We start from the raw sequence: 26074 nt of genomic DNA, 5'->3' as shown, positions 1-26074 counted from the left end.
AGGTCCAGCTAACGCGCAGATACTGGTCCAATGACTGATGGCCCCCGCATTCTTATTGTCGACGACGAGCCCAACATCCGGGACCTCCTCACCACCAGCTTGCGCTTCGCCGGCTTCGCCGTGCGGGCCGTTGGCAACGGTGCCCAGGCGATCTCGGCCGTGCTCGAAGAGGAACCCGACCTGATCATCCTCGACGTCATGCTTCCCGACATGAACGGCTTCGGCGTGACCAAACGCCTCCGTTCCGCCGGCTACACGGCGCCGATCCTGTTCCTCACCGCCAAGGACGACACCGAAGACAAGATCACCGGCCTCACGGTCGGCGGCGACGACTACGTGACCAAGCCGTTCAGCCTCGACGAGATCGTGGCCCGGATCAAGGCCATCCTCCGCCGCACGATGCACGCCGACGAAGACGCCGTCATCCGCGCCGGCGAACTGACCATGGACCAGGACACCCACGAGGTGCTCGTCGGCGAAGAACCCATCGAGCTCAGCCCCACCGAGTTCAAGCTGCTCCGCTACCTGATGCTCAACCCGAACCGGGTGCTCTCGAAGGCGCAGATCCTGGACCACGTCTGGGAGTACGACTTCAACGGCGACGCCGGCATCGTCGAGTCCTACATCTCGTACCTGCGCCGCAAGGTCGACGCCCACTCCTCAGAGCCGCTGATCCAGACCAAGCGCGGCTTCGGCTACATGCTCAAGGCTGCCAAGGCATAGTCCCAGACTGCGCAAATAGACTGGCAGCCTGATGCATCAGTCACTCACGGAGCGGTGGAACCGCATATCCCTCAGGTCCAAGATCACCGGCGTGACCGTTCTCATGCTCACGCTCGGTCTCCTGGTCTCCGGGATCGGCACGATGGCCATGCTCCGGCAGTACGTGATCCAGCAGGTTGACGCGCAACTCCAGGCGGATGCCCAGACGACGTCGGTCGCGTACACCGCGAACGCCCTCGGGCAGAACACCGGCACCGTCGTACCGTCCGACTACTACGTCGCCCTGTACGACGAGAACGGTGATCTCCGGTACCAGTCCTGGACCGACGTTCCCGCGCGGGAGCTCCCGCAGATCACCATGCCGCTCGACCTGCAGTCGGTCAACGCGCTCAACGGGCAGACCATGCGCCTGCAGGACGCCTCGCATGACACCGAGTTCCTTGCGGTCGCGGTGCCGCTGGTCACGAACGTCCACGGCACATACGGCACGCTCGTCATGGCGGTCTCGCTCAAGACGGCCGAGAATACCGTCGGCACGTATCTCACGATCTTCCTGGGCTTCGGCCTGGGTGTCGTGCTCCTGGGCGGCCTGATCACCCGGTTGCTTGTGACGAGCACCTTCGCTCCCCTGCGGGAAGTGGAGCGCACGGCCGCGGCGATCGCCGACGGCGACTTCAGCCAGCGGCTCGGCGGGGCCACGCCCAATACCGAGGTCGGCCGGCTCAACCGTTCCCTCAACACCATGCTCAGCCGGATCGACCGGCTGTTCAAGGAACGGGCCCGCACGATCGACCAGATGCGTCGTTTCGTCGGCGATGCGAGCCACGAGCTCCGCACTCCCCTCGTCTCCGTCCGCGGCTACGCCGAGCTCTACCGGATGGGCGCCCTGCAGACGCCCGAAGAGGTCGCCCAGGCGATGGAACGCATCGAGAAGGAAGCGATCCGGATGGGTGGTCTCGTCGAAGACCTCCTCGAACTCGCCCGTCTCGACGAGACGAAGCCGCTCGCCCTCACTCCCGTCGACCTGCTCCCCCTCGCCCGCGATGCCGCCCTCGACGCGATGGCCTCCGCCCCCGGTCGCACCATCACGGTCGTCACGAAGGCTCCCGACACCGACGAGGAGCCCGTCGTTCCGCTGGCCTCCGCCATCGATCTCGCGCACTCTACCGGCGAGGTCCCGACCTCCACCCTCGTGACGGTCCCCGAACGCGTCGGCGAGGCCGTGGCCGTTCCGCACACCACCACCGTCTCCTTCGCCGGCGCGACCCTCGCGCGGTTGCGTACCCGCCGCCCCCGGAAAACGGATGCTGTCGCCACCCTCCCCGAGCCGGTGCCCGCCGAGGCGCAGACCACCGCCATCCCGGCCGTCGTCATGGCCGAGGAGAACAAGATCCGCCAGGTCATCACCAACCTGATGGGCAACGCCCTCCGGTTCAGTCCGGCCGACAGTCCCATCGAGCTCGAGGTCGCCGTCGACCGGCGGAACCAGCGCGCTTCCGTCGCCGTGATCGACCACGGCGAGGGCATCCCGCCGCAGATCCGCGACAAGATCTTCCAGCGCTTCTGGCGCGCCGACACATCGCGCGCCCGGGAGACCGGCGGCAGTGGACTCGGACTGGCGATCGTGGCTTCGATCGTCGCGAGCCACAACGGCACCGTCCAGGTCGTCGAGACGCCGGGTGGCGGAGCGACCTTCCGGGTCTGGTTCCCGCTCGCCGATTCCCCGAACGCTCCGCAGCGCCTCGCGATCACCCCGGCCCCGTAGCCCCGCCGCCGCCTCACCGGGCAGGGGTGAGGGCGAGTTGTGCACAGCGGGGCGTACTGGCCGGGCCGCGCTCGGCATCCGCCTTACGGTGGCAGCACACCACTCGAAAGGACTGCGGATGCCCCGGTACCAGGTAGACAGTGAACTCGTGCTCAGCACCACAACGACGGCCAGAGCGACCCTCGGTCGGATCCAGGCGGAGGTCGCCGCGCTGCTCGGTCAACTGACCGGGCTGGAGGGATCGTGGACCGGGCAGGCGGCGGCCGCGTTCCAGGCCGCCGTGACGGACTGGCGGGCGACCCAGCACCAAGTTGCGCAGAGCGCAGAGAGCCTTGGCCAGGCGCTCAATCAGGCCGGTCAGCAGTACGCCGAGATCGAGCAGGCGAACGCGCGGCTCTTCGCCCGGGAGTGGCGTGCACCGGACGCGAAAACAGGGCGCCTCCCGGAGGAGACGCCCTGTTGGCGGTGAAGCGGTGAAGCGGTGAAGCGGTCTACCTATCGAGCAGGGTGGACTTAGAAGTCCATTCCGCCGGACGGGTCGCCGACCGGAGCAGCGTTCTTCTCGGGCTTGTCGGCGACGACGGCCTCGGTGGTGAGGAACAGTCCGGCGATCGACGCGGCGTTGAGCAGCGCGGAGCGGGTGACCTTCACCGGGTCGTTGATGCCGGCGAGGAGCATGTCAACGTACTCACCGGTCGCGGCGTTGAGGCCCCAACCGATCGGCAGGTTGCGCACCTTGTCGGCGACGACGCCGGGCTCGAGGCCCGCGTTGAGGGCGATCTGCTTGAGCGGGGCGTCGATGGCGACCTTGACGATGTTCGCGCCGGTTGCCTCGTCTCCGACGAGCTCGAGCTTCTCGAATGCGGTCTTGCCGGCCTGGATGAGGGCGACGCCACCACCGGCGACGATGCCCTCTTCGACGGCTGCCTTCGCGTTGCGGACGGCGTCCTCGATGCGGTGCTTGCGCTCCTTGAGCTCAACCTCCGTCGCGGCGCCGGCCTTGATGACGGCAACGCCGCCGGCGAGCTTGGCGAGACGCTCCTGGAGCTTCTCACGGTCGTAGTCGCTGTCGGTGTTCTCGATCTCGTTGCGGATCTGCTGAACGCGACCGGCGATGGCTTCGGGGTCTCCGGCGCCTTCGACGATGGTGGTCTCGTCCTTGGTGATGACGATCTTGCGCGCGTTGCCGAGCAGGTCGAGGGTGACGTTCTCAAGCTTGAGGCCGACCTCCTCGGAGATGACCTGGCCACCGGTGAGGATGGCGATGTCCTGCAGCTGAGCCTTGCGACGGTCGCCGAAGCCGGGAGCCTTGACGGCAACGGACTTGAAGATGCCACGGATCTTGTTCACAACGAGCGTGGCCAGGGCCTCGCCGTCGACGTCCTCGGCGATGATGAGGAGCTGCTTGCCGGTCTGGATGACCTTGTCCACGATCGGGAGGAGGTCCTTGATGTTGGAGACCTTGGAGTTGACGATCAGGATGTAGGGGTCTTCGAAGACAGCTTCCTGACGGTCGGGGTCGGTCACGAAGTACGCGGACAGGAAGCCCTTGTCGAAACGCATGCCTTCGGTGAGCTCGAGCTCGGTGCCGAGGGTGTTGGACTCCTCGACGGTGACAACGCCTTCCTTGCCGACCTTGTCGATGGCTTCGGCGATGATCGCGCCGATTTCAGCATCGCCGGCAGAGATGGATGCGGTGGCCGCGATCTCTTCCTTGGTCTCGACCTCTTTGGCGTTCGCGATCAGCTCTGCGATAACCGCAGCGGTGGCCTTCTCGATGCCGCGCTTGAGGCTGATCGGGTCTGCACCGGCTGCGACGTTACGCAGGCCTTCGCGGACGAGCGCCTGGGCGAGGACGGTCGCGGTGGTCGTTCCGTCGCCGGCGACGTCATCGGTCTTCTTGGCGACCTCTTTGACGAGCTCCGCACCGATCTTCTCGTACGGGTCGTCGAGTTCGATTTCCTTGGCGATGGAAACACCGTCGTTGGTGATCGTGGGGGCGCCCCACTTCTTCTCCAATACGACGTTACGTCCGCGCGGGCCGAGGGTGACCTTGACAGTGTCAGCGAGGATGTTCAGGCCACGCTCAAGGCCGCGACGGGCCTCTTCGTTGAAAGCAATGATCTTTGCCATATGTGTTTCTCGTCCCTCCCGGACGTTACCAAAACGGTGATGGGTTGGCACTCAAAAGGAGAGAGTGCCAAGTCGATTCTGGCACTCAGGGGTCGAGAGTGCAAGTGAGCGCCGGGAAGCGTCGGGAGGCTACGGGACGAGTTCGACGGAGCCGGTGCCGTTCGGCACGAGTTCGATCCAGGTATTGCCGGCGGCAAGGCGAATGGTGACCCCGTTGTCGTCGACCAACCGGATCGGGTCGGCCTGTCCGGCCTTCGACCAGGCGGCGTGCACGGTCTTGCCGCCGGCGGACACCCAGCCCTCTCCCGAGCCGATCATGACGGTTTTCGGCACCTCGCCGTAGGTGCCGTCGATGTCGACCCGGAGCACGAGCACGTTGGTCGCGGCCCGGCGGGCGCCGGTCGTATCGAGGTCGGGGGCGCCTTCCTGCGAACGCAGGTAGGCCTGTGAGGCCGCGTCCCAGCTCCAGCCGGGGTACCGCGCCGAGGAGAACCGTGCGTTGATCTGGGTGATCGGACTGCCGTCGGTCCCCGCGCTCGATGCCGCGATCGTGCCCGCGTACGCGAACTGCTGTACCGGCGGTGCGACGGACGCGTTCCGTCCGACGAGTTCGGCCGCCTTCAGCACGACGTTGTGCGGCGCATCCCGGTCGGCAACACGGGAGAACAGGCCGGTCGTGTCGTAGTCGAAGACCGAGTTGATGACGGGGGTGGCCTTCATCATGTCGACGAAGACCTGCTGTCCGCCGGAATACGCGACGATCCCGCCGAACGGCGTGATGATGTCGGGGTCCATCGGCCGGATCGACCGCACCGGGCCGATCGCGTCGGGGATGTCGGACTGCCAGACGCCGACGTAGCGGGTCAGCCCGCCCTCGACGAGTTCCTCGAAGACGATGTCCGCGCGCTCGAGGGCGATCTGGGGCCTGGCTGCCTCGTGGTTGTCGATCTTCACCGCCAGGGACGGGTTCGCGGTCTTCCCCGCGGGCACGATCGTGCCACGCAAAGGCGCGATCGCCAGCGGTGCCGGGGCGTCGACCGCAGCCGCGGAGGGCTCCACGGTCGCCGTCGGCGTCGCCGTCGGCGCCTCGCTTCCGGTGCACGCCGTCATCACGAGAAGAAGGCACGGAAAAAGCACGGCACCCACAAACCGTGCCGTGCTTCGCCCGTATCGTGTCTCAGTTCTTTTCGCTGTCACGCCCCACACACTAACGCGGCAAACTCGCGGATGCCGCGCGGCTCGGGGCTTTGCCCGAGATTGGTGCGCTCGACGTGGGTGCGCCCGGCCTTTTCAGGTCAGACGGGACGTACCGACTCGGCCTGTGGGCCCTTTGCTCCGGTTCCCAGTTCGAAGATGACGTGCTGTCCCTCTTCCAAAACCTTGTACCCGTGCATGTCGATGGCGGAATAGTGGACGAAGACGTCCTGTCCGCCGCCATCGACGGTGATGAAGCCGAAACCCTTTTCAGCGTTGAACCATTTGACGGTTCCGTTCGCCATGTGTAACTCCCCAGTGCTTTGATATTTTCGGCACCCGCCCGTTGGCCGTACCGGGCCTGGCGCATGTGACTGCGTCCATCTGATCCGACCGGTCGGATGCCCCGAGGGACAACCGGACGAACCCGATGAGCGACCTGAGACAAAGAGTACTGAAGCCGAGAAAGAAGAAAAGGGGGTTGACGAATAGCCCGGAATGGCGTTATAGAACCGCCGTCGAATCGCGGGTCAGGACGTCGGTGTGGTGCTGGGGACGAAGTCGGATCCGACGACGACCGTGAGGTCGGCCCCCGAGGTGGCGAAGTCGGTGGCGAGGAGCACCGTGGCTCCCGGCAACGATGCCGCGACCCCGCGCGCGGCACCCTCGAGGGTCGCGTCGGCATAGTACACGGTCGTCTTGGTCACGTCTTCGGTGCTCGCATTGCTGAGCGCGCCGACGGTCCACCCCGCTGCGGAGAGCAGGTCTCCTACGTCCTTGGCGATGCCCGTGCCCTTGGTCCCATTGAGCACGGTGACGGTGAGGCCCGGATCGACCGTCGCTACGGCCGCCGGGACGCCGGTCGCGGCATCCGTTGCCGCTGCCGTGTCGGTCGCCGAGCTGGAGGACAGGCCGGGGATCGCGATGTTCAGCTTGTTGTTGAGGGACGCCATTCCGAAGACTCCGAGACCGATCAAGACGGCCGTGGCTCCGAGTGCCCACCAGAACGCGACCCAGTGGCGCCCCTTCTTACCGGGGGCGCGATGGGCGCCCACTCTGTCGAGGGAGTGCGGCAGGTGGTCGAAGCGGTCTTTCGGATAGGTGGGAGGCATTGTGGGGCTGAGTCGATCCTCTTGTTGCGGGCGAATGGGTGGAACGTCGGGGTCGGACATCCGGCTGCGTTTATGGGGCGGGGCTGGTTCGGTGCTCCGGAGCGCGTACCGTTCGGCGTTCCCGTGCCTGCGCGCGGGCCGCACGCATCCGCTGCAGGCGTTTCACCAGCATGGGATCGTGAGCCAGGGCAAGCGGGGAGTCGATCAAAACACCCAATAGTTGATAGTACCGGGCCGAGGACAGACCGAACTCGGAGCGGATCGCCTGTTCTTTGGCACCGGCATGCGTGAACCAGCGCCGTTCGAAGCTCAGGATGCCGAGGTCCCGGTCGGTCAGGCCGCCCGGGGAGTCGGCGGGATCCGGGTCACGTGCGCCGTCCACCATCCACCTCTTCCACCGTCGTCGTCTGGTCGAATCCTATTTGGCGTCGGCTATGGATTCGCTGGGCCACGCGGGCCGCACCGTGGTCGTGCAGGAAAGTGCCGCGGCAGGCGGGTCAGTGTCCGGCGTCCGGTGTGAAAGTGCTGAACGGCCTCGGGATCCGGAATACGGCCCGACCCGGCTGAGTTTACGATTGCTGGGAGGGTCGCCGTGTTCGCTCAGCTGCGCCCTCGCCCGATGGGAAGGATGAACCATGGACTACGAAGTCACGAAGTCAGACGCTGAATGGGCCGCGGAACTCGGGCCGGAGAAGTTCGCCGTACTTCGGCAGGCCGCCACCGAGCGCGCCTGGACCGGGGAGCTGCTCGACGAGAGCCGCTCCGGCGTTTATACCTGTGGCGCCTGCCACGCCGAGCTCTTCAAGAGCGGCACGAAGTTCGACTCCGGCTGCGGCTGGCCGAGCTTCTACGAGTCGGTACGCCCGGAGGCCGTCGAACTCATCGAGGACACGTCCCTCGGCGTCGTCCGCACCGAGGTTCGTTGCGCGAACTGCGGCTCCCACCTGGGGCACGTCTTCGACGACGGCTTCGGCACCCCGACCGGAGACCGCTACTGCATGAACTCCATCTCGCTCGAGTTCAAGCCGGTCGACTAGACGGTGTCCACGCCGCTCGAGGCGATCGGCGGGCGGCGTTCGCTGTCCGCCGTGACAGCGGATGCCCCCACGCACGAGGAGCTGCTCCCTCTCGTTGCCGCGTGCGCGCGGGTGGCCGACCACGGTGCCCTGCGACCCTGGCGCCTGATCGAAGTGCGCGGCGATTCCCGCTCGCGGCTCGGGGCGGCGTTCGCCGCTGCATCCGCCCGGCTCGCCGCGGAGGCCGGTGCGGAACCGCCGTCCGCTGCTGAGCTGGCCAAGCTCGCGGGCAAGCCGCTCCGGGCCTCCCTGCTGATCGCGGTGGTCGCGAGCCACCGGTTGAGCGACAAGGTCGAGGACTGGGAGCAGGACGTCACCGCGGCGGGGGTCGGGCACGCCCTGAGCCTGTTGCTGTCACACGCCGGCTGGGGCGTGATGTGGCGAACGGGCACGTTCACCCGCACCCCGGAGGTACACCGGATGCACGGTCTCACGGACTCCGAAGCATTGCTCGGCTGGCTCTATGTCGGCGGAGTGCCCGCGGGCGCGAAGCCGGGCACCCGGCTCCCGATCGACCCCGCCGCCCACCTGACCGCGCTCTGACCGGCGCCCTGAGCGCCCCTTTTCGGTCTCTCATGCGTGACGCGCCAGTTGCGCCGTTTCGCGCCCGGCAGGCCTGGCGCGAAACGGCGCAACTGGTGCGCGTTTATCGCGTGGCGCCCCGGTGCCCGCAAGCTTCACCGTTTCTTCACCTCAGCGTCGGCGGAATGTCCCGGATCCGGCGAGCGCGGGTCGTATCCTCGTGGCGTGAGCGTAGAAATCAGCACACTCGTCCAGCCCGACTCCGTCTACCTCGGAACACTCACCATCCTGAGTCCGGCAACGACCGGCCGGACTGCCGGGCCGGCCGCCGGGCCGACCGCCGGCCTGACCTCGGTCGCTCCTGCGGCGGCACCTCCCCGGCGCCCGGACGCCGGCATTCCCGCGACCGCGACGCTGGAACCACTCGTCGACGTCGTGCTCCGACTCCTCTGGGTGCTCGTTGGCGTGTACGTCTGGGTAGTCCTGCTCGTCAAAGGACCGCCGTCGCGCTCCGCGAGCCGGGAGCTCGAACCGATCGTCTGGCCGCAGGCGGACTACCCCGCTGTGGGACTCCCGGCTGTGGGGCTGACGCGCGCAGGCCGCATCCACTGACCGGATCACCCGTGTCGTTCCCGCCCCGGGTCAGGTCGATTCGCCGCTCAACTCGCCGGCGTGCCCGGGGTGTATGACCAGGCCCTGACCTGGTCGACCAGGATGTGTCCGGCTGAGCCGGCCGGAACGGCGACACCGTCGAGGTTCGTCTCGGCCTGCAGCGTCCAGCGCATCGGCTTCGTGGGAACGCCGCTCGGAATCGCGGTGCGACCGATCAGCGCTCCGTCCCAGTAGTAGGCGACGGAACCCGGGGTCCACTCCGTCGTGGCGGTGTGCCAGCTCGCCGCATTCGTAGGGGTGTACGGCTTGGCCGGATCCCACGACATCCGTCCGGAACCGTACGAGCCGGCGATCGCCGAGGCCCCGTAGAACGTGGTGCCGCCGAGGTTGCCTTCCGGAAAGTCGATCTCGCCGTCGTTCCAGACGTCCGACGTCGGCCACATCAGGAACGCGATCTTGTATCCCGGGATGACATCGGTCCGGAAGCGGACGGAGTACCGGCCGTAGCTGGTGCCGCTGTAGCCGTTCGGGAGCGGTGCCGCGACGAGGTGGACGCCGTTCTCGGTGTGCAGGTAGATGTCGAGGGCGGAGTCGTGCACGGAGAGGACCTTGTCCGGCGCGTAGGTTCCCTGGCCCGACGTGTCCCGAAGGCCGGCGTAGCCGTTCCAGGCGGCGCCGTAGATGCGGCCGAACTGCCCCAGCGCTGCCGGTGTCGTGAAGTCCTGCGTGTACAGGGGCGTCCACCCGGCGGGATTCGTCGGGGACGGCGTCGGGGTCGGTGTCGGTGTCGGGTCCGGCGCCTGGATCGACGCGGTCATCGTGATGGTGTCGACGTAGAACCCGTCCCCGGCGACGGCGTTTCGGGCCTGCAGCACGTAGACCTCGAGCGTGTCGCCCGCCGCCGTCGCCGTCGCGGCCACCTGCAGTCGCTGGTAGGAGGCCGCGAGGGTGACCGGCGCGGACGTCGTCCATTTCACGCCAGTGCCCGCCGCCGTGTTTTCGCGCAGCACCAGCACGACCTGCTTCCCCGCGGCAGAGGCGGATGCCGCGGCGACGGACGCCGTGGCGGCGTACGTGGCCGCCGCATCCGTCGAGGCCACGCTGGGGGTGCGGTCGTCGATCGAATACGCCGAGCCGGCCGAACGCACCACCCGTGCGACGTACGCGCCGCTCGGGGCGTTGCTCGCACGGACCCGGGACACGGTCGCTTGCCAGCCGGCCCAGGCGCCGACACCCGTCTCGAACGACTCGCTGACGATCGTCGTCGTTGCCGCCCTCGCCGGGGTGCCGGGTGAGAACACCACTCCCCCGGTTACCAGGGCGGCCAGGACCAGGATCAGCACGGACTTCGATCGGTGACGCGATGGGGCCGACTGCCTCCGTTGGTCTCCAGCTGGGACGGAAAAGGACAGGGGTGTGGAGCTTTGGAACATGGGAACTTGGAACTCGGATCTCGGCCACACAATGCATACAAAATAGTTAAGAGCCATGCACCGTGTGTACCGTTACGTCAGTGCGCTGTAACCTGAGTATTTATCAGGGCAACTGGATCCCTTGAGGCTACACCCGCGACACTGACCCGTGTCCAGCCAATTCTTGCCGCGTCGCCCCGCGTGGATGATGGGAACTCCGCCCGCCCCCTACTCACAACCGGCCGGGTGCCAGCCGGGACCCGCCCGCATAAGCCGTCAATGGTGTCCAATATGCGCGTAGGCTCCCTGCCGATCGGCCCATCAGCAGCGGATCGCTTGGCCCGCAGCACCGAATCTGCGAGGCTGACGGAATGAGTGATGCATCGGACGCTGCGGCCAAGACCGATCTGAAGCGGTACCTCGTGTCGGGGCGGGAGGCCCTGATCTGGAAGCTCGACGGGCTCAGCGAGTACGACGTCCGCTCGTTCCGACCGGCACCAACCTGCTCGGGCTGGTCAAGCACATGGCCGGCGTCGAAGCCGGATATCTCGGGCTCGTCTTCGGCCGGCTGAGGGGACCACCCGAGAACGCAAAGTCGGAGTTTTTCGCGACCCGGTGCATCCGCTGCCCGGATTCGCGGCGTGTCGCGAAAATCTCCGACTTTACGACCGAGCGGATGCAGCGAAGCCTTGCCAGAGCGGCTCAGCGCGAGATGACGGTGCCGCCGAGCGAGGCGATCGCCCTCAGGAGACGGGGGCCGGCGGCGAACCACGCCACGATCATCGCGGCGAGGGAGGCGGCGAAGATCCAGAATCCGGTCCAGCCGTCGTCGCTCTGCACGGCGTACATGTGATTGAGGTTGCGCAGCGCCCCGGTCGCGAAGACCAGGGTCACGTGCACGACGACGAAGATCAGGAAGGCGACCATCACGCCGACGTGCACCGCCTTGGTCGGGCGGAGCGGAACGAGTTCGCTGAGCCGACGCGATGTCCACAGCGGTGACAGGCGGATGCCGGTGGCCAGCGCGAGCGGAGCGGCCACGAACACGATGGTGAAGTAGCTCAGGGTCTGGAGGGCGTTGTAGTTCATCCAGCCGTCGGTGACGGGCCAGCCCAGCGAGACGTACTGGAGCGCGGCCGACACGGAGTTGGGAATGATGTCCCAGCTCACCGGGACGATCCGCACCCACTGGCCGGTGGCAAAGAGCAGCACGTAGAAGAGCAGCCCGTTCACGACCCAGAGCACGTCGACCGTGAGGTGCAGCCAGACGTTGATGCCCATCCGGCTGGGCGGCCGTTTCGTGCGGATCAGGCCGGTGTTGCGCCGGGACCAGAACATCGTCGGCCGCCCAGCCGTGCGCACCTGCCAGCCCGAACGCACGATGAAGAGGAGGAAGAAGACGTTGAGCCCGTGCTGCCAGGCAAGCCAGGCCGGGAAACCAACGGGCGCCCCGGACGGCAGCGGCGACGCCCCCGGGAAGTCGGTCAGGAAGGACTGCACTGCCGAAAGCGAGCGGATGCCCTTCGCGGCGAGCACTGCTGCAGCGAGCAGGCCGATCGCAAGAACCACGGCAACGGCGAGTCTGAACCAGGCGGTTCGACCGGAGCCGAGCAGCCCGGAGCGCTCTGCTGTCACCGGTCGCCCTCTCCGGCGATCGCGTCGTGCGGCATGGGCGTGCATCCTTCTGGTCTGGCCGGTCTGGCACCGGACTGGCGGCATCCGTCGGCATCATGGCGCGTTGAAGCCCGCCTATGCCATCATCGACCATTTCACGCCCGGCGTCTGCCCACTCTGTCAAACTGCGACATGTTCACAAGGGCGCTGCGCCGAAGGCTCACTCGGGGCGGGTCTGTTTCCCGTCCAGCCAGAGCGTGTCGGAAGCGTCGCTGTGCGTAGTCCCGGTGCCGACATGCTTGGCGTCGATCTTCTCGCCGTTCTTGATCACGTGCACGAGCGCCATCGCGTGGCCGCGGCCCAGGTCGAAGTCCGCCTTCAGCCAGTCGACGATCACCCCTGCCTTCGTGGACGGGGCGTCGAACCCTTTCTCGTGGGCGAGGGTGATGAACTCGCGCGGCGTCAGTCCGGTCTTGTCCTCGATGTTGTCGAGGTACGCCTGGAACGACATCTCTGCTCCTTCATTGCTGGGATCCGGAATCCCGTCCGATCCAGTCCATCAAATCTCCTTCGCGCCCGGGTCGCAATTGATTCGACCGGATGCCTCCCACACTCGCGGATTCTGGAGCCCGAATCCGCCCCCTCGGGTCGAATCCCGGTCGCGTCGATCCCGCCCGGTGCGGTCAGTTTTCGCGAATTCTCCAGAGGAGCCAGAGCGCGACGACGGTATTCGGAACGATGAGGGCGAACGTTGTCACGAGCACGGGGGCGCCCAGCAGGGCTTGCCCGTGGATGACGCCATGGCTTGCAACCGCCGCAAGGATGATGATTGCCACCGACGCCGTCGGACCGGCCAGCGTCGCGACCAGCTTTTCCCACACGCGCCAGCTCTGAGACAGCCAGACCAGGAAAACGCCCACTACCCATCCGACGACTGGGACCAGAACCCCACCTACCGCGATAAGGACAACCGCAGCCAGCGCGAAGCCGCGGAATCGTGTCACGGAGCTGTGCGCCCTACCCCGGGACGCGGCATCCTCAGAGCCTGATCCTCGTTCTGCCGTTTCGTCGACCGACATCTCACTCCTCGTCCATGGTGAAGAGCTCTGCGGGTTGCGTCTGAAGGGCGTCGCAGATCAGGGTGAGGCTCGTGAAGCGCACGGCCTTGGCCCGGTTGTTCTTCAGGATGGACAGATTCGCGATCGTGATGCCCGTGCGGGCCGAGAGCTCGGTGAGCGTCATGCCGCGTTCAGCGAGCACGGCGTCGAGATGACAGCGGATGCGGTGCGCTGACGCACCGGAATCGGCCTCACCGTCGGTCGTGGGCATTTCCCTAGACGACACCATCGGCCTCCTCGACGAGTCGGGCACCGGCCCGGAAGGCGACGCCCAGGGCCAGGGCGATGATCCCACCCAGAAGGATCGGGATCGGCCACTGCGGCACGTTGGTGCCGATACTTGAATAGTCCCCGCCCAGGAATGACGCCAGCCCCTCCCGCGATACAGGTCCGGTACCGAATAGGCCGATATGCATGCTCAGGTAGACGTTGGCTCCGGTGTCAGCCAGCGATTGGAGGACGCCGCCGGCCAGGAGCACGGTCGTCAACCAGCGCCACCGGACCAAGACCCCACCGGAGAACGGCCGCCCCAGCGCGACGCGGTACAAGATACCGATGAGCAGAATGGCGGCGGCCGTGACCGTTACGGCGTGAAGGAGCGTCGGTAGGGCAGCGAGTAAGCGCAGGCCCAGGTCCGCATCGGCAAGAGTCCCCTGGGTGCCTTCACGCAACTCCGCCTGGAGTAGCTGCGGCAAATGGCTGAGGGGAAGCCGCGCGTCTGCGCCGCCCAGCGCGACAAGCACCCGCCCCGTGCTGATCGTGATCACCTGCGGAATATCGTTCAGGAGCGTCAGAACCAGAACGATCATGATCGCGCCTTCGGCGAAGCGACCCGTTCGTGGAAGACGCACTGAGCGTGTGGACGAAGCCAGTGACGACTCAGACAGGTGCTTCATCGGATACCCCCGTATCGATAATCAACATTATTGATAAACGATACATCGAGGCCCGGGCCCGCGCAACGAAACCGCCCGCGAGCCCCGATAAGCGCCGCCGTCACTGGTCTTGGTCGCGCATCGAGCCGCGCACGGCGGTGCTACCCGTGCCATGGGTCCAGCGTCCGATCTCCCAGTATCCAGTTCACCGCGACGAAGAGTGCCACCACTCCGATGCCTGCTGTGGCCAGGAGGGCGACCTGACTCAGGAATCCGGTCGGAGTGCCGATGCAGCTTACGATGGCAGCCCCGCCGCCGATACTCACGAAAACCGCGGCGAGCAGGCGAGCGGCGACCAGGAGCGCACCGGGCCCGCCAGCGGGCAGTTGGCCGTGCTTCTGGAGCATCCGTCTCAACATGAGATGAGCGGTTACCCAGCCGGCGTAGTTCGCGAGGGCGATTCCTGCTGCGATTCCGATCACAGTGAGTTCGGGCGGAAGGAGCAACGCTAACAGGGAGCCGATGGTCGAGATCCCGGCGATGACGAGTTGGGTGACGAAAGGTCCCCGGGCGTCTTGCAGCGCGAAGGAGGTGCGATTGAGCACGTAGGCCTGGCTGAAGCCGACGAGTCCGATCGCGAGAACCTGGAGCACATGCCCGATGATGGGACTGCCGAACAGCACCTGCGTGATCAGCGGGCCGAGCACGACGAAGACGGCCGTGGCGGCGATCGACACGTACGCGACCGGCTTCGTGGCCCGCTGTGAGAGCGCACCGATCTCAGCGAGGTCCTTCCGTGCGGCTGCCGCGCTCATCCGCGTGTAGAGAGCCGTCGTCACGGACACGGTGACGATCCCGTGGGGAACGAGCATCAGCAGGTACGCGATCGAGAGGGAATTGAGACTGGGGCCGTCGATGCCCAGAATCTTGAGGGTCTTTCCTGCGTTACTGGCGACGTTGGACGTGACCAGGTAGGCGGCCTGACCTGCGACGACCCCGAGGAAGGTCCACGCCGCCAGCGTCGACGTCTGCCCGAGGCCGGTGAAACCCCACCGAAATCGAACGCGAAAACCGATTCGCCGGAGTGGCACCAGGAGCAGGAGGGCCTGGATCGCGATGGCCAGAGTCGCGGACCCGCACAACACCGCGACCATCCCGGGAGTCCAGGTGTCCGCGTCCCCCCGCCCGGACGGCAGCAGCGCAAGGAACACCAGGATCCCGCCGATTCCCACCAGATTGGAAATCGCGGGTGCCCACGCGGGGGCGCCGAAGACGCCACGCGCGTTCAAGATTTGCGACAGGACGGCAAAGGCGATCAAGAAGAAGATCTGCGGCAGGCACCAGTACGCCATCGACGTGGCCAGATCCCGCCACTCCGCGGACCAGCCCGTCGCGAAGATCCAGACGATCCCAGGAGCGCACAGCGTAAGGACGACGGTGGCCAGGGCGCCGCCCAGAAGCACCACCGTGAGGAGCCGATCGGTATTCTCCTGGCCCGTCGGGCCACCGTGCAGGTTTCGAACGATCTGGGGGACGAGTACCGCCCCCAGGACGCCGCCGGCGATCAGAGCGAACAGGTAGGTCGGCGCCGAGTTGGCGTTCTCGAAGGTCTGCCCGCCCACAGCAGCGCTCGTCCCACCGATCGCAGCCACGAGCAGGATCGCCCTGAGGAACCCCAAGCCCCGGGAGACAAGTGTGGCCGCCATCATCGACCCGATGGCGCTGCGCGCGCTCATCCGCGTTCCGAACTGGTCGAACAAAGTCGGCTGGCCGACACGAAATCCCCCATTGGCCTACGCTCCCACAGCATCCGGCCATATGACGCGAATCAGGACGAAATATATCGCCCGGTCAGGGAAGATTCCGGGACGGACCTTGCTCGCCCGCGTCCAGCTCCGTATGGGCGGCCACGTCCGCGGCATCGTCAGCCGGATCGCGAGTGGACGCCGCCGGGTCCAGCAGCACTACGCCATTCCAGTACTGCTCGATGTCCGCGATTTCCCGTTCGAGTGCGTCACCGCGACGGTACATGCGCAACGGTGTCGAGATGACATGATGCGCTGCGATCTCTGAGCAGCCCAGCAGGCGACGCACACGGTCCGCGGCATCTTCATCACTCGACGCGGCAACGACCTCCCGAGCAACGTCCTCGATGCGGTTCCGGGCCGCGAGCAGCGCTCTCAGCCGCTCCAACCGATCACGCTCCCGCGCGCGCTCCTCTGCATTCATGCCAGCTAGCGTATCCACCCCAGTGGCGCGCTGCAGTCACCGCAGCCCCCTGAGTGGCGCGCGCGGCTCGAGTCCGACGCACCGTCCCCGACAGTTGAGCACTTTGTGGAAATTTCGCCGTGAACTGGGGAATGATTCCTCGACGTTTACCCCTTGGTCAGGGTCACATACACAGGTAAGGTGCGAGCGTGCGCTGGTTCTTGAGACTCTCACCGCCCCTTGGGATAGGCGTTTTCTTCATGATGTCCGGAATCTTCGCTTTGACCCTGTCAACGCCGGGACTTCGGATCCTTGGCGCAGCGGTCGGCTTCGGCGTAGCACTGTGGGCGCTCGTTGCCGCCGTCGTGCGTTGGCTGACGTTGCGGCGAGACGCACGTCCAGCCACAATCCAGCGCCACTGAATCGGCGCGGGTCCCAGTGTTTTCACGGGCTGTGGGGTCGGCTTCGGGACGTGAACCCGCAACGCACTTGCATTTTGGCCCATTTCGGCCAAATCACCGAAACGCGCTACAACCCTCAGTCCCTTGCTATGACTGGGATCCATGCCAGTTTGAGATCACCACGGCACGCGCCGAACCAGCCCTGTTTCTCTCGGCATCATGACTAAATCATGACTGCCGCGCAGCCTCGCTGACCTCTTGCTACCCGTTGTTTACAATCGTAAACTTCGATGATTGCATCTGCCGAGAAGGGACCGAAGGGTGAGTAGCAACCTCCACGAGTTGGTTGACGAAGCGGCCGCCGAGGCAGATGCCACACGGAATGAACCGATGCCGGCCGGACCGACCCCGTCCCGTCCCAACAAGTCCGTTCCGGTTGCCGTTCGGCTCGCGCCCGACGACGTCGCCGCGATCGAGGCCCTTGCCGAGAAGCTTGACGTGCCGATGTCCAGACTCTTGCGCGGCTGGATTCTGGATGCCCTCGCGGCTCACCGTGACGAGTCCGTTGCCACCGCACTAGACAGAGTCACCGCGGACATCCAGCGATTACGCGAGCTCGTCGCCTGACGTCGACACGGAGCCATCTGGTTCAGGGTCGGCGCAAAAGAATGTCGCCTGACTAGGTTGGTCCCATGTACTTCACTGATCGTGAGCCGATGGACGTTCCCCCGCCGCCGACCGTCGACACCGCCGCCAAGATGTTTGGGACGCCGGTGATTGGCTTTCTTCCGCAGGCCTCCCTTTCCGAACTTGGCGTAGGGACTGTCGGCACATCGACAAACGGTAGCCCGTCCATCCTTGAATCAGTGGCTATCAGCTACACCCTGTGGAGAAACCCCCAGGATCATGACGATCCCGCCAACTTTGCGGACGTTGATGGACAAGAGCGCGACTCACTCGAGCGGGAGCCGAGCAAGCCGTTGCCCGACTGGATGCTGGAGTTCCGGAAGCTGATGCGTTACCCGTCCCTGTGGGAGGGCGTGATGACTACGAGGGTCATCGACACGGAAGGGCAAACGCCCGAGTCGGTTCTGGTCGCTCACACAAACCACATTCTGATGAATACGTTCCGCGAGCAACGGGTCTTGGGCGAGTTCCCTGGGAATCTTGATTCACCCGTGACCGAGCGTCACATCCAGCGCGTCAGGGTTCCGCTCGATGGCGTTAGAGTGCCGGGCCTGCGCATCGACTCCGACCCACACGTCTACTCGATAGGGGCCGATCTCGGTGATCGCATCCTGACTGCCGTGGTGGCGCGCGACCACCTTCCGTACGTCACCCTCGCGTTCCAGACACGAGCCTGACACCACACCCTCAGGACGGTATGGCTGCACAAGGATTGCGGACGATTCCGAGGGAACCGGATCGGCGTGGATCCCAGTGTTTTCAAGGGTTGTGGGGCCGGCCACGGGACTTGAACCCGTAACCCCCACTTGCATTTTGGCCCTTTTCGGCCCGATCACGGGAACGCGCTAGAACCCTCAGTTCCTTGCTATGACTGGGATCCGGGGCTGTTGGGGATCACCACGGCACGCGCCGAAACTGCCGTGTTTCTCTCGGCATCATGACTAAATCATGACTGACCAGTGTCCTCGAATCCGCTCTGGGCGGGAGTGCGCTTTGCCTCATAAGCTCTTTTACGAGGAGGAGCAACTCATGGCCAGTGACATCAAGAAGGTAGTGGAACAGGTAGCCAAGGAGGCGGACGCGACCAAAGACGAACCGACGCCCGAAGGTGCAACTGCGACCTATCCGAACAGGCCCGCGAACAGCAAGCACATCGATACCTAAGCGGATGCGCCAGACGACTCTGCGTACGACATGCTTCTCTTATGGGGGAAGTAGCTGGTCAATCGTCGAAAGGTCCGTTGAATAGGAGTCGGGCTGCGCAAGCCCTTCTCGCGCTGCTCACACCGCTTGCAGCCATCGTCGTCGCCCTCGTGTTAGCAGGCCTGTTCGCCCCCTGGGGGCTGTTCCTACCGTTAGCGCTGGCGGTCTTCAGCATCCTTCGACTCGTCAAAGGAATCTCCGTTACCGGCCCTGCCGTTGGGCGAATCACGCTCGTAGCCCTGAACGCAGCGCTGGCGGCGCTGTGCATAATCGGGCTCGTGAGCGCGTAGCAATTCAGTTTCCGCGAATTCTCCAGAGGAGCCAGAGCGCGACGGCGACATTGGGAATGATGAGGGCGAACGTCGTAGCGAGCACGGGGGCACCAAGAAGGGCTTGCCCGTGGATAACGCCATGGCTTGCAACCGCCGCAAGGATGATGATTGCCACCGACGCCGACGGACCGGCCAGCGTCGCGACCAGCTTTTCCCACACGCGCCAGCTCTGAGACAGCCAGACCAGGAAAACGCCCACTACCCATCCAACGACTGGGACCAGAACTCCACCTACCGCGATAAGGACAACCGCAGCCAGCGCGAAGCCGCGGGATCGTGTCGCGGAGCTGCGCGTCCTACCCAGTGAAGAAGTGCCATCGGCGCTGGGCGCTACCTCAGATCCCCCTCGAGCCTCGGTCGCAATGAACCTCGGATCCCCGAGCAGGGCGATCTTTTCAGAAGCGGATTTCTCGTCGAGGCCCGCCAGCTCTTCGCTGATTCCCTCAAGGATGTCTTGAGCGATACCTGCCGGCACATCGACGAGGGCGCGTGCGAGTTGCGCCAAATAGTTGCTGACAATTTTCGGTGCTTCAGCTGTGCTCATCGTCTCCCCCAATGATTTCGGCAACGACAGAGGTGAAAGGTACCCACTGCTGTCTGAACCGTGCGAGTTGTTCTTTCCCGGAGGGCGCGAGGTGGTAATACTTGCGCGTCGGTCCGAGTTCTGATGTTTCGTCGACTGACACCACGTACCCCTTGGCGCGCAGCCGCCCCAGAACGGGATACAAGGTCCCGATACTAGCGATCATGCCGAGGTTCGTGAGCTTCTCCGACAGCTGCCACCCGTACATAGGCTCGCGAGCGAGCAGGCCGAGAATACATGACTCGACCACGCCCTTCCGCAACTGCGCATCCGCTATCATGCTTAACAAGTTACCTCCCGCGAAAGGTCAAAGCAAACGTTGCGTAGGTGCTCGTTTGCTTTTCCGATTCCTGCTGCCGTCGGCGCTGAGCACTCACTTCGTGTCGGCCGTCGCCAAAGCTTCTGGTCTCTGTTTGCGTGCGCACGAAACAACCCGAAACAAGATGCAACCCACCGACCGCTGCGCTTTCGGTGTGCTGATGGGAACCCTGGCCCACACAGCGGCCCGCGGGCTGACCGGATTGCATCCATTCCAGCCAGTCGCACAAACTTCAGCAAGTCGACTTTCGTCTCATCACGGTCCGTCTACAGCGCCAGAATCAAAATCTCTGGCTGCCTTAAAACCTTGATTCGCTGACCGAACGCGCACTGCTCGTCCTATTCGTTTTTCGTTCTTGCACTTGTTCTTGTTCTTTCTCCTTATACATATCCCTCTCTCAAACTCTCTTTCCTCTTTCCCTGTCCCACCGCTACCCCTTTACTTCCCAACCCCCCACACAATGCAGTTGGGTGTGGGGGGTTGGGAAGCGAGCGCAGCGAGGGGGTCGCGGTGGGACAGGGAAAGAGGCCCCTTACCTATTCGTTTGGGTATTCGCTCTCAACGAATAGCCAAACGAATACCCAAACGAATAGGCAGCCGTCTCGGAGCGACGCCGCGAGGTCCTTCGCGCCGACGAATTCGGATCATCTTCGCTTGCTCGAACGCCCCAAATCGTCGTCACACATTTCGGCATAGCAGCGGATGATGTCGTTCGGGCCTAAGCAGAATGTCGACGCGTTGTCTGCGTAGACGGCCACAGGCGGGGACGATTTGGAGTACGCGCTCAGGCAGGTTCGCCGGCCTGCCTGGCACGTCTTTCGACCGTGTTGGCCGCCGAATTGAATACCATGCGACCTGCCTGCCTGCGCTGTCGGACGTGAAATGTACGCTCGTGCGCAAGCGATCAAGGAGGAGCCGAATGGCCAGAGCCTGGGTAGTCGATCTGTGGCAGAAGATCGATCCCGAGACCGGTAAGAAGATCCGGACCGAGCGATTCGGCAGTGGCTCACGGTGGCGAGTCGACTGGTATGAGCTCCAGCCCGATGGAACGAAGCGACTCCGTTCGCGCACCTTCCCGATCAAGGCGGGCGCAGAAGAGTTCGCGACCCGCACGGACCACGAGACTCGGGCGGGCAGCTACCGGCCGGTCGAGTTCGGCCGCAAGCCTTTCGTGCGGGCGTCGGAGTCGTGGCTGGCCGGCAAGAAGAAGATCAAGCCCTCGACCCGCCACAGCTACGACCGTGATCTGCGCACGCATATCCTGCCCCGCTGGGGCGCGGTCGCCATCGGGTCGATCACACGGCACGATATCGAGACCTGGGTGACTCAGCTGCAGGACGGTACCGCACCCGTCAGTTTCCTCGGCGAGCACCCGCGTGAGGCATCGGGTCTCAGCGCCGCCAGCATCGACCGCTTGTTCGCGATCACGAGCGCCGTGCTCAGCTACGCCCACAAGGCCGGCTGGCTGCCGACCAACCCGGCCAACGGCGTCGAGCTGCCGACCATCCTTCGCGCGCACCACATCTACCTGAGCTACGCCGAGGTCGAGCTACTCGCCGACGCCGCCTTCGCCGCGACGACCGACGAGACCGACCGGGTGCTCATCCACACGCTTGCGTACACGGGCATGCGTATCAACGAGGCGCTTGCGCTCACCGTCGGCGACCTGCGCCTGGAGACGCGCCGGGCGACGGTCAAGGCCACCTGGTCGCTCAACGCGGCCGGTGAGCGCGTCACGGGCACACCCAAGACCGGATCGACCCGTGTCGTACCCCTGCAGCCCTTCCTCGTCGACGAGCTGCGAGCGCTGACCACGGGCCGCTCCCCCGTCGCCTACGTCTTCCAGGGGCCACGGGGTGGGCCGATCCACGACCACAACTGGCGTAGCCGCACGTGGCGCCTGGCGGTCCTAGCCTCCGGCCTCGACATTCCCGGCCTGACCCCGCACAAGCTGCGCCACACGGCCGCGTCTGCCGCCGTCGCCGCCGGTGCCGACGTGCTCGTCCTGCAGCAAATGCTCGGACACCGCGACGCGGCCGAGACGTTGAACACCTATGGGCATCTCTGGCCCGACCGCCTCGACGAGGTGACGGATGCCGTCGGCCGCGCTCGCGATGCGGCGCTTGCGGCCCGGCCGTCGTTTCTCATCATGACTAAATCATGACTGCGGGCGATTCCGTGGGAACCGGATCGGCGTGGATCCCAGTGTTTTCAAGGGTTGTGGGGCCGGCCACGGGACTTGAACCCGTAACCCCCACTTTACAAGAGTGGTGCGCTACCAATTGCGCCAGGCCGGCATGAGGCGGATTCCCGCCTCGGTCCCCCATCCTAAATGACGAACGGGGTCTGCGGGGCCAGACCGGCAGCATCCGCCGACCGGGACCGGTCAGGAACGAACTACTGCGGACCGGCCGGGGGTCAGCCCGCGGGTATCGGCGTGGGCGTCGGAGTCGGTGTCGACGTCGAGTAGGTCTCGCCAGCGGACTGCAGCACGAATGCGGCGAACTCCTTCGGGTCGTCGAGCGCACCCGAGTACTGCTTGCCGTTCACGAGCACGGTCGGTGTGCCCGTCACCGCCTCGACGGTGGTGTTCGGCAGCGGCCCGGACAACGCCCGGTTGGTCGCCGCGACGACCCAGGCCTTGTACTTCACGTCGGTGATGCAGGCGTCGATCTCGGCAACGGATGCCGACACTCCCGAGCTCGTCACGAGCCCCATGAGGGCGGCGTCGTCGAGACCTGCTGTGCCTTCCTTGGGCTGGTTGGCGAACAGTGCGGCGTTGAAAGCGAAGAAGTCGTTCGGGGAGTAGTTGGCGACGCACGCGGCCGCATTCGCCGAGCGGAGCGAGTACTGGGTTCCAGCTGACTTGCTGGTCAGGATCGAAATCGGGTGAATCTCGACGGTTGCGGCACCCGCGGTGACCCACTTCACGATCTGGTCGCTGTTGGTGGTCTCGAACTGGCCGCAGAAGGGGCAGAGGTAGTCGACGTACACACGGATGTCGGCGACGGTTCCGGTCGCGTCCGGAGTGGACGGCACGGCGTCGGCGCCGGCCTTGAGCGCGGTGGTCTCGGTGACCTTCATGCCCTCGCCGATGAGGATGCCGTCGCTGGCCATGTTCGCGGGGCCGGGGCCGGCCGGGCGGATGGAATTCATGACGACGAGCGCGACGACAGCGACGATCGCGAGTACGACGACCAGGATCCCGCCCTGAAGGAGGAACCGGTTGCGCCGGTTCTTCTTCTTCTGCTCGACACGCAGCTGGGTAGCCTTCGTGCGGACCGCGTCGCGTCGCTTATTTCGGGAAGGTCGACTCTCGCCAGATCCGCCAATTGTCATGAATGCTCGCTTCGGGTAGGTCTACGTACCGACATTTCCTAAATAAATGCCCTCCAGATAATAGGACTCCAGTCTGGGAAATGACCAGACAGGGGCGGTCTTGTGAGGCATCCGCTTGATAAAAGCGCCGCAGACCCCCTGTTCGGGCGTGTCATACTGGAACAGTCGGCTCCTGCCATGATGCGCAGGTCGACAGTAAATCCCATCACAACGGATCGTCCGGCACGTACCTGCCGGTGAAGGAGAATACCAATAATGGCTTCAGTCACCTTTGACAAAGCAACTCGCCTGTACCCGGGTTCCACCCGCCCCGCCGTCGATCACCTCGACCTGTCGGTTGCCGATGGTGAGTTCCTCGTCCTCGTCGGTCCGTCCGGCTGTGGAAAGTCCACCTCCCTGCGCATGCTCGCCGGCCTCGAAGAGGTCAACGACGGCAACATCTTCATCGGTGAGCGCAACGTGACGGATGTTCCCCCGAAGGACCGCGACATCGCGATGGTCTTCCAGAACTACGCTCTGTACCCGCACATGACTGTTGCCGAGAACATGGGCTTCGCGCTCAAGATCGCCGGCGTCAACAAGGACGAGCGCGCCGCCCGCGTTCTCGAGGCAGCCAAGCTGCTCGACCTCGAGCCCTACCTGAGCCGCAAGCCGAAGGCCCTCTCGGGTGGCCAGCGTCAGCGCGTCGCCATGGGCCGTGCCATCGTGCGTCAGCCCCAGGTGTTCCTCATGGACGAGCCGCTGTCGAACCTTGACGCCAAGCTCCGCGTCCAGACCCGCACCCAGATCGCGTCGCTGCAGCGCCGCCTCGGCGTCACGACGGTCTACGTCACCCACGACCAGACGGAAGCCCTCACCATGGGTGACCGCATCGCGGTGCTCAAGGATGGCGTGCTCCAGCAGGTCGGCACCCCCCGCGACCTGTACGCCAAGCCGAACAACGTCTTCGTCGCCGGCTTCATCGGCAGCCCGGCCATGAACCTCTTCCTCGCGGACACCGTCGAGGGCGGCATCAAGTTCGGCACCGCGACGATCCCCGTCGCCCGCGAGATCATCGCCGGCGCGACCGGCCCGAAGGTCACCATCGGTGTCCGCCCCGAGGACATCCACCTCTCGACCACGCACGGCGAAGGCCTCGAGGTGAGCGTCGACCTGGTCGAAGAGCTCGGCGCCGACGGTTACCTCTACGGTCACTCCACGGTCGAGGGCAAGCGCACCGACATCGTCGCCCGCGTCGACGGCCGTTCACACCCGAACGCCGGAGAGACGGTCTACCTGACGCCGACCGCGCACCACCTGCACGTCTTCGACGCCGAGAGCGGCCTCCGCCTCGGTGGCGCCGTCGCCGACTAGTCGACACAGCTGCACACGAACGGCCGGGCGGATTCATTCCGCCCGGCCGTTCTGCGTTCCGCCGCCCGGGATAGCCCCTGTCCGCATAGCCCCTGTCCGCGGGGCATCCGGGCACCGGCCGCCAACCCGCACCGGTAGGCTCAATCCATGAGCGGTTCTGTCAATATCACCTCGGCCACGGCCGACCCGGCCCTCCTCGACCTGCCCTGGCATCTGCCGCTGGATGCCTGGCCGAATGAGAACATCGCGGCCCTGCCGAAGGGCCTTTCCCGTCACCTCGTGCGCTTCGCCCACCTGAGCGGTCGCGTCGTCGCGATCAAGGAAACCACGAGCGAAATGGCCAAGCGCGAGTACGAGATGCTCCGCACCCTGCAGGGACTCGAGATCCCCTGCGTCGAGCCGCTCGCCGTGATCACGAACCGCACCAACGAGGACGGCGAGCCGCTGAACTCGGTGCTCGTCACCCGGCACCTCAAGTTCTCACTGCCCTACCGCGCCCTCTACTCGCAGACCCTCCGTCCGACGACGGCGACCCGCCTCGTCGACGCCCTCGCCCTGCTGCTCGTCCGCGTACACATGGCCGGCCTGTTCTGGGGCGACGTCTCGCTCTCGAACACGCTGTTCCGTCGCGACGCAGGCGCCTTCGCCGCGTACCTCGTCGATGCGGAGACCGGGCAGCTCTACCCGGGCGGCCTGTCCAAGGGCCAGCGCGAGAACGACCTCGAAATCGCCAGGGTCAACATCGCCGGCGAGCTGATGGACCTCGAGGCCGGCGGCCGTGCCGCAGACGAGCTCGACCCGATCCGGGTCAGCAACGGCATCGTGAACGCCTACCGGCTGCTCTGGACCGAGCTGACCGGCTCCGAATCGTTCGCGAGTTCGGAGCGCTGGCGCATCACCGAGCGGGTCGAGCGTCTGAACGATCTCGGCTTCGATATCGAGGAACTCGCCATCAAGACGGATGCGACCGGCTCGACCGTGCGCATCCAGCCGAAGGTCGTGGACGCCGGGCACCACCAGCGCCGCCTGCTGCGCCTGACCGGCCTCGACGCCGAGGAGAACCAAGCCCGGCGACTGCTCAATGACCTCGACGCCTACCGCCTCGCGTACGGTGACCCGGCGAGCGACGAGGAAGCCCTCGCCCACGAGTGGGTCGTCCGGGTCTTCGAACCGGTGATCCGCGCGATTCCCCGTGATCTCAAGGGCAAGCTCGAGCCTGCAGAGGTATTCCACCAGCTGCTCGACCACCGCTGGTACATGGCCCAGAACCAGTCCAGGGACATTCCGCTCGCCGAAGCGGTCACGTCCTACGTGCAGGATGTGCTGCGTCACCGCCGCGACGAGGCGACCGTGATCGAACCCGCGACCGGGTCCATCACGATCCCGATCGACGTCACGAACGACGACGTCGCCGCGGCCGCCGGCGACACGAGCGCCGACGACGCCCAGGACTGGCGCCTCAAGGTCTAGTCGACCGCTCCGGGCGACGTCCG

General features: G+C 65.5%; 28 protein-coding genes, 1 tRNA gene and 1 pseudogene. 13 read left to right on the top strand and 17 right to left on the bottom strand.

What is annotated here, in order from left to right; genetic code table 11:
• Positions 1-30: 30 nt before the first annotated feature.
• The 3 genes from MQH31_RS02425 (at position 31) to MQH31_RS02415 (ending at position 2957) form a co-directional block, all read left to right on the top strand.
• Positions 31-723 carry a response regulator transcription factor gene (locus MQH31_RS02425; RefSeq protein ID WP_134450053.1) on the top strand — a complete coding sequence of 231 codons (693 nt, stop codon included), beginning with the start codon at positions 31-33 and terminating at the stop codon, positions 721-723.
• Positions 724-754: 31 nt separating this feature from the next.
• Positions 755-2488, top strand: a complete 1734-nt coding sequence (locus MQH31_RS02420) for a sensor histidine kinase (protein WP_243010769.1) — start codon at positions 755-757, stop codon at positions 2486-2488.
• A gap of 118 nt (positions 2489-2606) precedes the next feature.
• Entirely contained in the window at positions 2607-2957 is a 351-nt protein-coding gene (locus MQH31_RS02415) for a WXG100 family type VII secretion target (RefSeq protein ID WP_243010768.1), read from the top strand.
• A gap of 44 nt (positions 2958-3001) precedes the next feature.
• Here MQH31_RS02415 and groL read toward each other — a convergent pair whose 3' ends face one another.
• The 5 genes from groL to MQH31_RS02390 all read right to left on the bottom strand — a co-directional run bounded on the left by groL (position 3002) and on the right by MQH31_RS02390 (position 7312).
• Complete coding sequence (gene groL / locus MQH31_RS02410) at positions 3002-4621, bottom strand: chaperonin GroEL (RefSeq protein ID WP_134450050.1); 1620 nt, start codon at positions 4619-4621, stop codon at positions 3002-3004.
• Positions 4622-4750: 129 nt separating this feature from the next.
• Positions 4751-5758 (bottom strand): DUF3048 domain-containing protein, encoded by a 1008-nt coding sequence (locus tag MQH31_RS02405; protein WP_243010767.1) that lies wholly within the window; start codon positions 5756-5758, stop codon positions 4751-4753.
• 158 nt (positions 5759-5916) lie between these two features.
• A complete protein-coding gene (locus MQH31_RS02400; RefSeq protein WP_134362230.1) occupies positions 5917-6120 on the bottom strand; it encodes a cold-shock protein in 204 nt (67 codons plus the stop codon).
• A gap of 225 nt (positions 6121-6345) precedes the next feature.
• A complete protein-coding gene (locus tag MQH31_RS02395) occupies positions 6346-6927 on the bottom strand; it encodes a LytR C-terminal domain-containing protein (protein ID WP_134533912.1) in 582 nt (193 codons plus the stop codon).
• Positions 6928-6997: 70 nt separating this feature from the next.
• The gene (locus MQH31_RS02390) at positions 6998-7312 is read right to left on the bottom strand and encodes a DUF3263 domain-containing protein (protein ID WP_243010766.1); all 315 of its coding nucleotides are present in this window, start codon (positions 7310-7312) and stop codon (positions 6998-7000) included.
• 250 nt (positions 7313-7562) lie between these two features.
• On the opposite strand from MQH31_RS02390, the gene msrB reads away from it, so the two are divergent.
• The 3 genes from msrB to MQH31_RS02375 all read left to right on the top strand — a co-directional run bounded on the left by msrB (position 7563) and on the right by MQH31_RS02375 (position 9137).
• Positions 7563-7964, top strand: coding sequence for a peptide-methionine (R)-S-oxide reductase MsrB (msrB, locus tag MQH31_RS02385; RefSeq protein ID WP_134533916.1), 402 nt, complete (start codon positions 7563-7565; stop codon positions 7962-7964).
• A gap of 3 nt (positions 7965-7967) precedes the next feature.
• Complete coding sequence (locus MQH31_RS02380; protein ID WP_243010765.1) at positions 7968-8546, top strand: nitroreductase family protein; 579 nt, start codon at positions 7968-7970, stop codon at positions 8544-8546.
• Positions 8547-8750: 204 nt separating this feature from the next.
• Positions 8751-9137, top strand: a complete 387-nt coding sequence (locus MQH31_RS02375; protein ID WP_243010764.1) for a hypothetical protein — start codon at positions 8751-8753, stop codon at positions 9135-9137.
• A gap of 47 nt (positions 9138-9184) precedes the next feature.
• Here the strand turns inward: MQH31_RS02375 and MQH31_RS02370 are convergent, their stop codons facing one another.
• The gene (locus tag MQH31_RS02370) at positions 9185-10480 is read right to left on the bottom strand and encodes a glycoside hydrolase family 16 protein (protein WP_243010763.1); all 1296 of its coding nucleotides are present in this window, start codon (positions 10478-10480) and stop codon (positions 9185-9187) included.
• Positions 10481-10920: 440 nt separating this feature from the next.
• Between MQH31_RS02370 and MQH31_RS02365 the strand changes: the two are divergent.
• A pseudogene (locus tag MQH31_RS02365) lies at positions 10921-11201 on the top strand (mycothiol transferase); the annotation flags it as partial.
• 50 nt (positions 11202-11251) lie between these two features.
• Here the strand turns inward: MQH31_RS02365 and MQH31_RS02360 are convergent.
• The 7 genes from MQH31_RS02360 to MQH31_RS02330 form a co-directional block, all read right to left on the bottom strand.
• Positions 11252-12184: a cytochrome b/b6 domain-containing protein gene (locus MQH31_RS02360; RefSeq protein WP_243010762.1), complete on the bottom strand. Its 933-nt coding sequence runs from the start codon at positions 12182-12184 to the stop codon at positions 11252-11254.
• A 199-nt stretch (positions 12185-12383) separates the two neighbouring features.
• Positions 12384-12674 (bottom strand): DUF4287 domain-containing protein, encoded by a 291-nt coding sequence (locus tag MQH31_RS02355; protein ID WP_243010761.1) that lies wholly within the window; start codon positions 12672-12674, stop codon positions 12384-12386.
• Positions 12675-12846: 172 nt separating this feature from the next.
• Positions 12847-13083 carry a hypothetical protein gene (locus MQH31_RS02350; protein WP_243010760.1) on the bottom strand — a complete coding sequence of 79 codons (237 nt, stop codon included), beginning with the start codon at positions 13081-13083 and terminating at the stop codon, positions 12847-12849.
• Between the two features lie 160 nt (positions 13084-13243).
• Positions 13244-13492 carry a helix-turn-helix domain-containing protein gene (locus tag MQH31_RS02345; RefSeq protein WP_134533929.1) on the bottom strand — a complete coding sequence of 83 codons (249 nt, stop codon included), beginning with the start codon at positions 13490-13492 and terminating at the stop codon, positions 13244-13246.
• 4 nt (positions 13493-13496) lie between these two features.
• The gene (locus MQH31_RS02340; RefSeq protein ID WP_243010759.1) at positions 13497-14090 is read right to left on the bottom strand and encodes a hypothetical protein; all 594 of its coding nucleotides are present in this window, start codon (positions 14088-14090) and stop codon (positions 13497-13499) included.
• A 227-nt stretch (positions 14091-14317) separates the two neighbouring features.
• The gene (murJ, locus tag MQH31_RS02335) at positions 14318-15892 is read right to left on the bottom strand and encodes a murein biosynthesis integral membrane protein MurJ (protein WP_243010758.1); all 1575 of its coding nucleotides are present in this window, start codon (positions 15890-15892) and stop codon (positions 14318-14320) included.
• A 115-nt stretch (positions 15893-16007) separates the two neighbouring features.
• Positions 16008-16385, bottom strand: a complete 378-nt coding sequence (locus MQH31_RS02330) for a hypothetical protein (RefSeq protein WP_243010757.1) — start codon at positions 16383-16385, stop codon at positions 16008-16010.
• Between the two features lie 701 nt (positions 16386-17086).
• Between MQH31_RS02330 and MQH31_RS02325 the strand changes: the two genes are divergently transcribed.
• From MQH31_RS02325 to MQH31_RS20520, 3 genes are all read left to right on the top strand, one after another.
• Positions 17087-17392 (top strand): hypothetical protein, encoded by a 306-nt coding sequence (locus MQH31_RS02325; RefSeq protein ID WP_243010756.1) that lies wholly within the window; start codon positions 17087-17089, stop codon positions 17390-17392.
• A gap of 65 nt (positions 17393-17457) precedes the next feature.
• Positions 17458-18129, top strand: a complete 672-nt coding sequence (locus tag MQH31_RS02320; protein WP_243010755.1) for a hypothetical protein — start codon at positions 17458-17460, stop codon at positions 18127-18129.
• A gap of 352 nt (positions 18130-18481) precedes the next feature.
• Positions 18482-18616 (top strand): hypothetical protein, encoded by a 135-nt coding sequence (locus MQH31_RS20520; protein ID WP_279238317.1) that lies wholly within the window; start codon positions 18482-18484, stop codon positions 18614-18616.
• Positions 18617-18949: 333 nt separating this feature from the next.
• Here MQH31_RS20520 and MQH31_RS02315 read toward each other — a convergent pair whose 3' ends face one another.
• Together MQH31_RS02315 and MQH31_RS02310 are read right to left on the bottom strand one after the other, a co-directional pair.
• A complete protein-coding gene (locus MQH31_RS02315; RefSeq protein ID WP_243010754.1) occupies positions 18950-19531 on the bottom strand; it encodes a DUF1700 domain-containing protein in 582 nt (193 codons plus the stop codon).
• Positions 19518-19850 carry a PadR family transcriptional regulator gene (locus MQH31_RS02310; RefSeq protein ID WP_243010753.1) on the bottom strand — a complete coding sequence of 111 codons (333 nt, stop codon included), beginning with the start codon at positions 19848-19850 and terminating at the stop codon, positions 19518-19520. Before MQH31_RS02310 ends, MQH31_RS02315 begins: the two co-directional genes overlap by 14 nt.
• Positions 19851-20808: 958 nt before the next feature.
• On the opposite strand from MQH31_RS02310, the gene MQH31_RS02305 reads away from it, so the two are divergent.
• The gene (locus MQH31_RS02305) at positions 20809-22053 is read left to right on the top strand and encodes a tyrosine-type recombinase/integrase (protein WP_243010752.1); all 1245 of its coding nucleotides are present in this window, start codon (positions 20809-20811) and stop codon (positions 22051-22053) included.
• Positions 22054-22110: 57 nt separating this feature from the next.
• Here the strand turns inward: MQH31_RS02305 and MQH31_RS02300 are convergent.
• Both MQH31_RS02300 and MQH31_RS02295 read right to left on the bottom strand, forming a co-directional pair.
• Positions 22111-22186, bottom strand: a tRNA-Thr gene (locus tag MQH31_RS02300).
• A 121-nt stretch (positions 22187-22307) separates the two neighbouring features.
• Entirely contained in the window at positions 22308-23228 is a 921-nt protein-coding gene (locus MQH31_RS02295; RefSeq protein ID WP_243010751.1) for a DsbA family protein, read from the bottom strand.
• A 255-nt stretch (positions 23229-23483) separates the two neighbouring features.
• Here MQH31_RS02295 and MQH31_RS02290 point away from each other — a divergent pair, with 255 nt between their 5' ends.
• Both MQH31_RS02290 and MQH31_RS02285 read left to right on the top strand, forming a co-directional pair.
• Positions 23484-24581, top strand: coding sequence for an ABC transporter ATP-binding protein (locus MQH31_RS02290; protein WP_134450030.1), 1098 nt, complete (start codon positions 23484-23486; stop codon positions 24579-24581).
• Positions 24582-24728: 147 nt separating this feature from the next.
• Positions 24729-26051, top strand: a complete 1323-nt coding sequence (locus MQH31_RS02285) for a DUF4032 domain-containing protein (RefSeq protein WP_134533939.1) — start codon at positions 24729-24731, stop codon at positions 26049-26051.
• The last annotated feature ends 23 nt before the right edge of the window (positions 26052-26074 follow it).

This window comes from Cryobacterium zhongshanensis (assembly GCF_022760445.1).
Classification (GTDB): Bacteria; Actinomycetota; Actinomycetes; order Actinomycetales; family Microbacteriaceae; genus Cryobacterium; species Cryobacterium algoricola.
The sequence above is the reverse complement of the archived record's forward strand: the minus strand, read 5'-3'. Positions and strand labels throughout refer to the sequence as shown.

Bases quoted from the DNA above. Each gene is read 5' to 3' on its own strand.
- MQH31_RS02345 (WP_134533929.1), bottom strand. From the start codon at position 13,492: ATGCCCACGACCGACGGTGAGGCCGATTCCGGTGCGTCAGCGCACCGC.
- MQH31_RS02340 (WP_243010759.1), bottom strand. From the start codon at position 14,090: ATGATCGTTCTGGTTCTGACGCTCCTGAACGATATTCCGCAGGTGATC.
- MQH31_RS20520 (WP_279238317.1), top strand. From the start codon at position 18,482: ATGGCCAGTGACATCAAGAAGGTAGTGGAACAGGTAGCCAAGGAGGCG.
- MQH31_RS02285 (WP_134533939.1), top strand. From the start codon at position 24,729: ATGAGCGGTTCTGTCAATATCACCTCGGCCACGGCCGACCCGGCCCTC.
- MQH31_RS02295 (WP_243010751.1), bottom strand. From the start codon at position 23,228: ATGACAATTGGCGGATCTGGCGAGAGTCGACCTTCCCGAAATAAGCGA.
- MQH31_RS02355 (WP_243010761.1), bottom strand. From the start codon at position 12,674: ATGTCGTTCCAGGCGTACCTCGACAACATCGAGGACAAGACCGGACTG.
- MQH31_RS02415 (WP_243010768.1), top strand. From the start codon at position 2,607: ATGCCCCGGTACCAGGTAGACAGTGAACTCGTGCTCAGCACCACAACG.
- groL (WP_134450050.1), bottom strand. From the start codon at position 4,621: ATGGCAAAGATCATTGCTTTCAACGAAGAGGCCCGTCGCGGCCTTGAG.
- MQH31_RS02330 (WP_243010757.1), bottom strand. From the start codon at position 16,385: ATGAATGCAGAGGAGCGCGCGCGGGAGCGTGATCGGTTGGAGCGGCTG.
- MQH31_RS02400 (WP_134362230.1), bottom strand. From the start codon at position 6,120: ATGGCGAACGGAACCGTCAAATGGTTCAACGCTGAAAAGGGTTTCGGC.
- MQH31_RS02305 (WP_243010752.1), top strand. From the start codon at position 20,809: ATGGCCAGAGCCTGGGTAGTCGATCTGTGGCAGAAGATCGATCCCGAG.
- MQH31_RS02320 (WP_243010755.1), top strand. From the start codon at position 17,458: ATGTACTTCACTGATCGTGAGCCGATGGACGTTCCCCCGCCGCCGACC.
- MQH31_RS02290 (WP_134450030.1), top strand. From the start codon at position 23,484: ATGGCTTCAGTCACCTTTGACAAAGCAACTCGCCTGTACCCGGGTTCC.
- murJ (WP_243010758.1), bottom strand. From the start codon at position 15,892: ATGAGCGCGCGCAGCGCCATCGGGTCGATGATGGCGGCCACACTTGTC.
- MQH31_RS02315 (WP_243010754.1), bottom strand. From the start codon at position 19,531: ATGAGCACAGCTGAAGCACCGAAAATTGTCAGCAACTATTTGGCGCAA.
- msrB (WP_134533916.1), top strand. From the start codon at position 7,563: ATGGACTACGAAGTCACGAAGTCAGACGCTGAATGGGCCGCGGAACTC.
- MQH31_RS02420 (WP_243010769.1), top strand. From the start codon at position 755: ATGCATCAGTCACTCACGGAGCGGTGGAACCGCATATCCCTCAGGTCC.
- MQH31_RS02425 (WP_134450053.1), top strand. From the start codon at position 31: ATGACTGATGGCCCCCGCATTCTTATTGTCGACGACGAGCCCAACATC.
- MQH31_RS02310 (WP_243010753.1), bottom strand. From the start codon at position 19,850: ATGATAGCGGATGCGCAGTTGCGGAAGGGCGTGGTCGAGTCATGTATT.
- MQH31_RS02390 (WP_243010766.1), bottom strand. From the start codon at position 7,312: ATGGTGGACGGCGCACGTGACCCGGATCCCGCCGACTCCCCGGGCGGC.
- MQH31_RS02395 (WP_134533912.1), bottom strand. From the start codon at position 6,927: ATGCCTCCCACCTATCCGAAAGACCGCTTCGACCACCTGCCGCACTCC.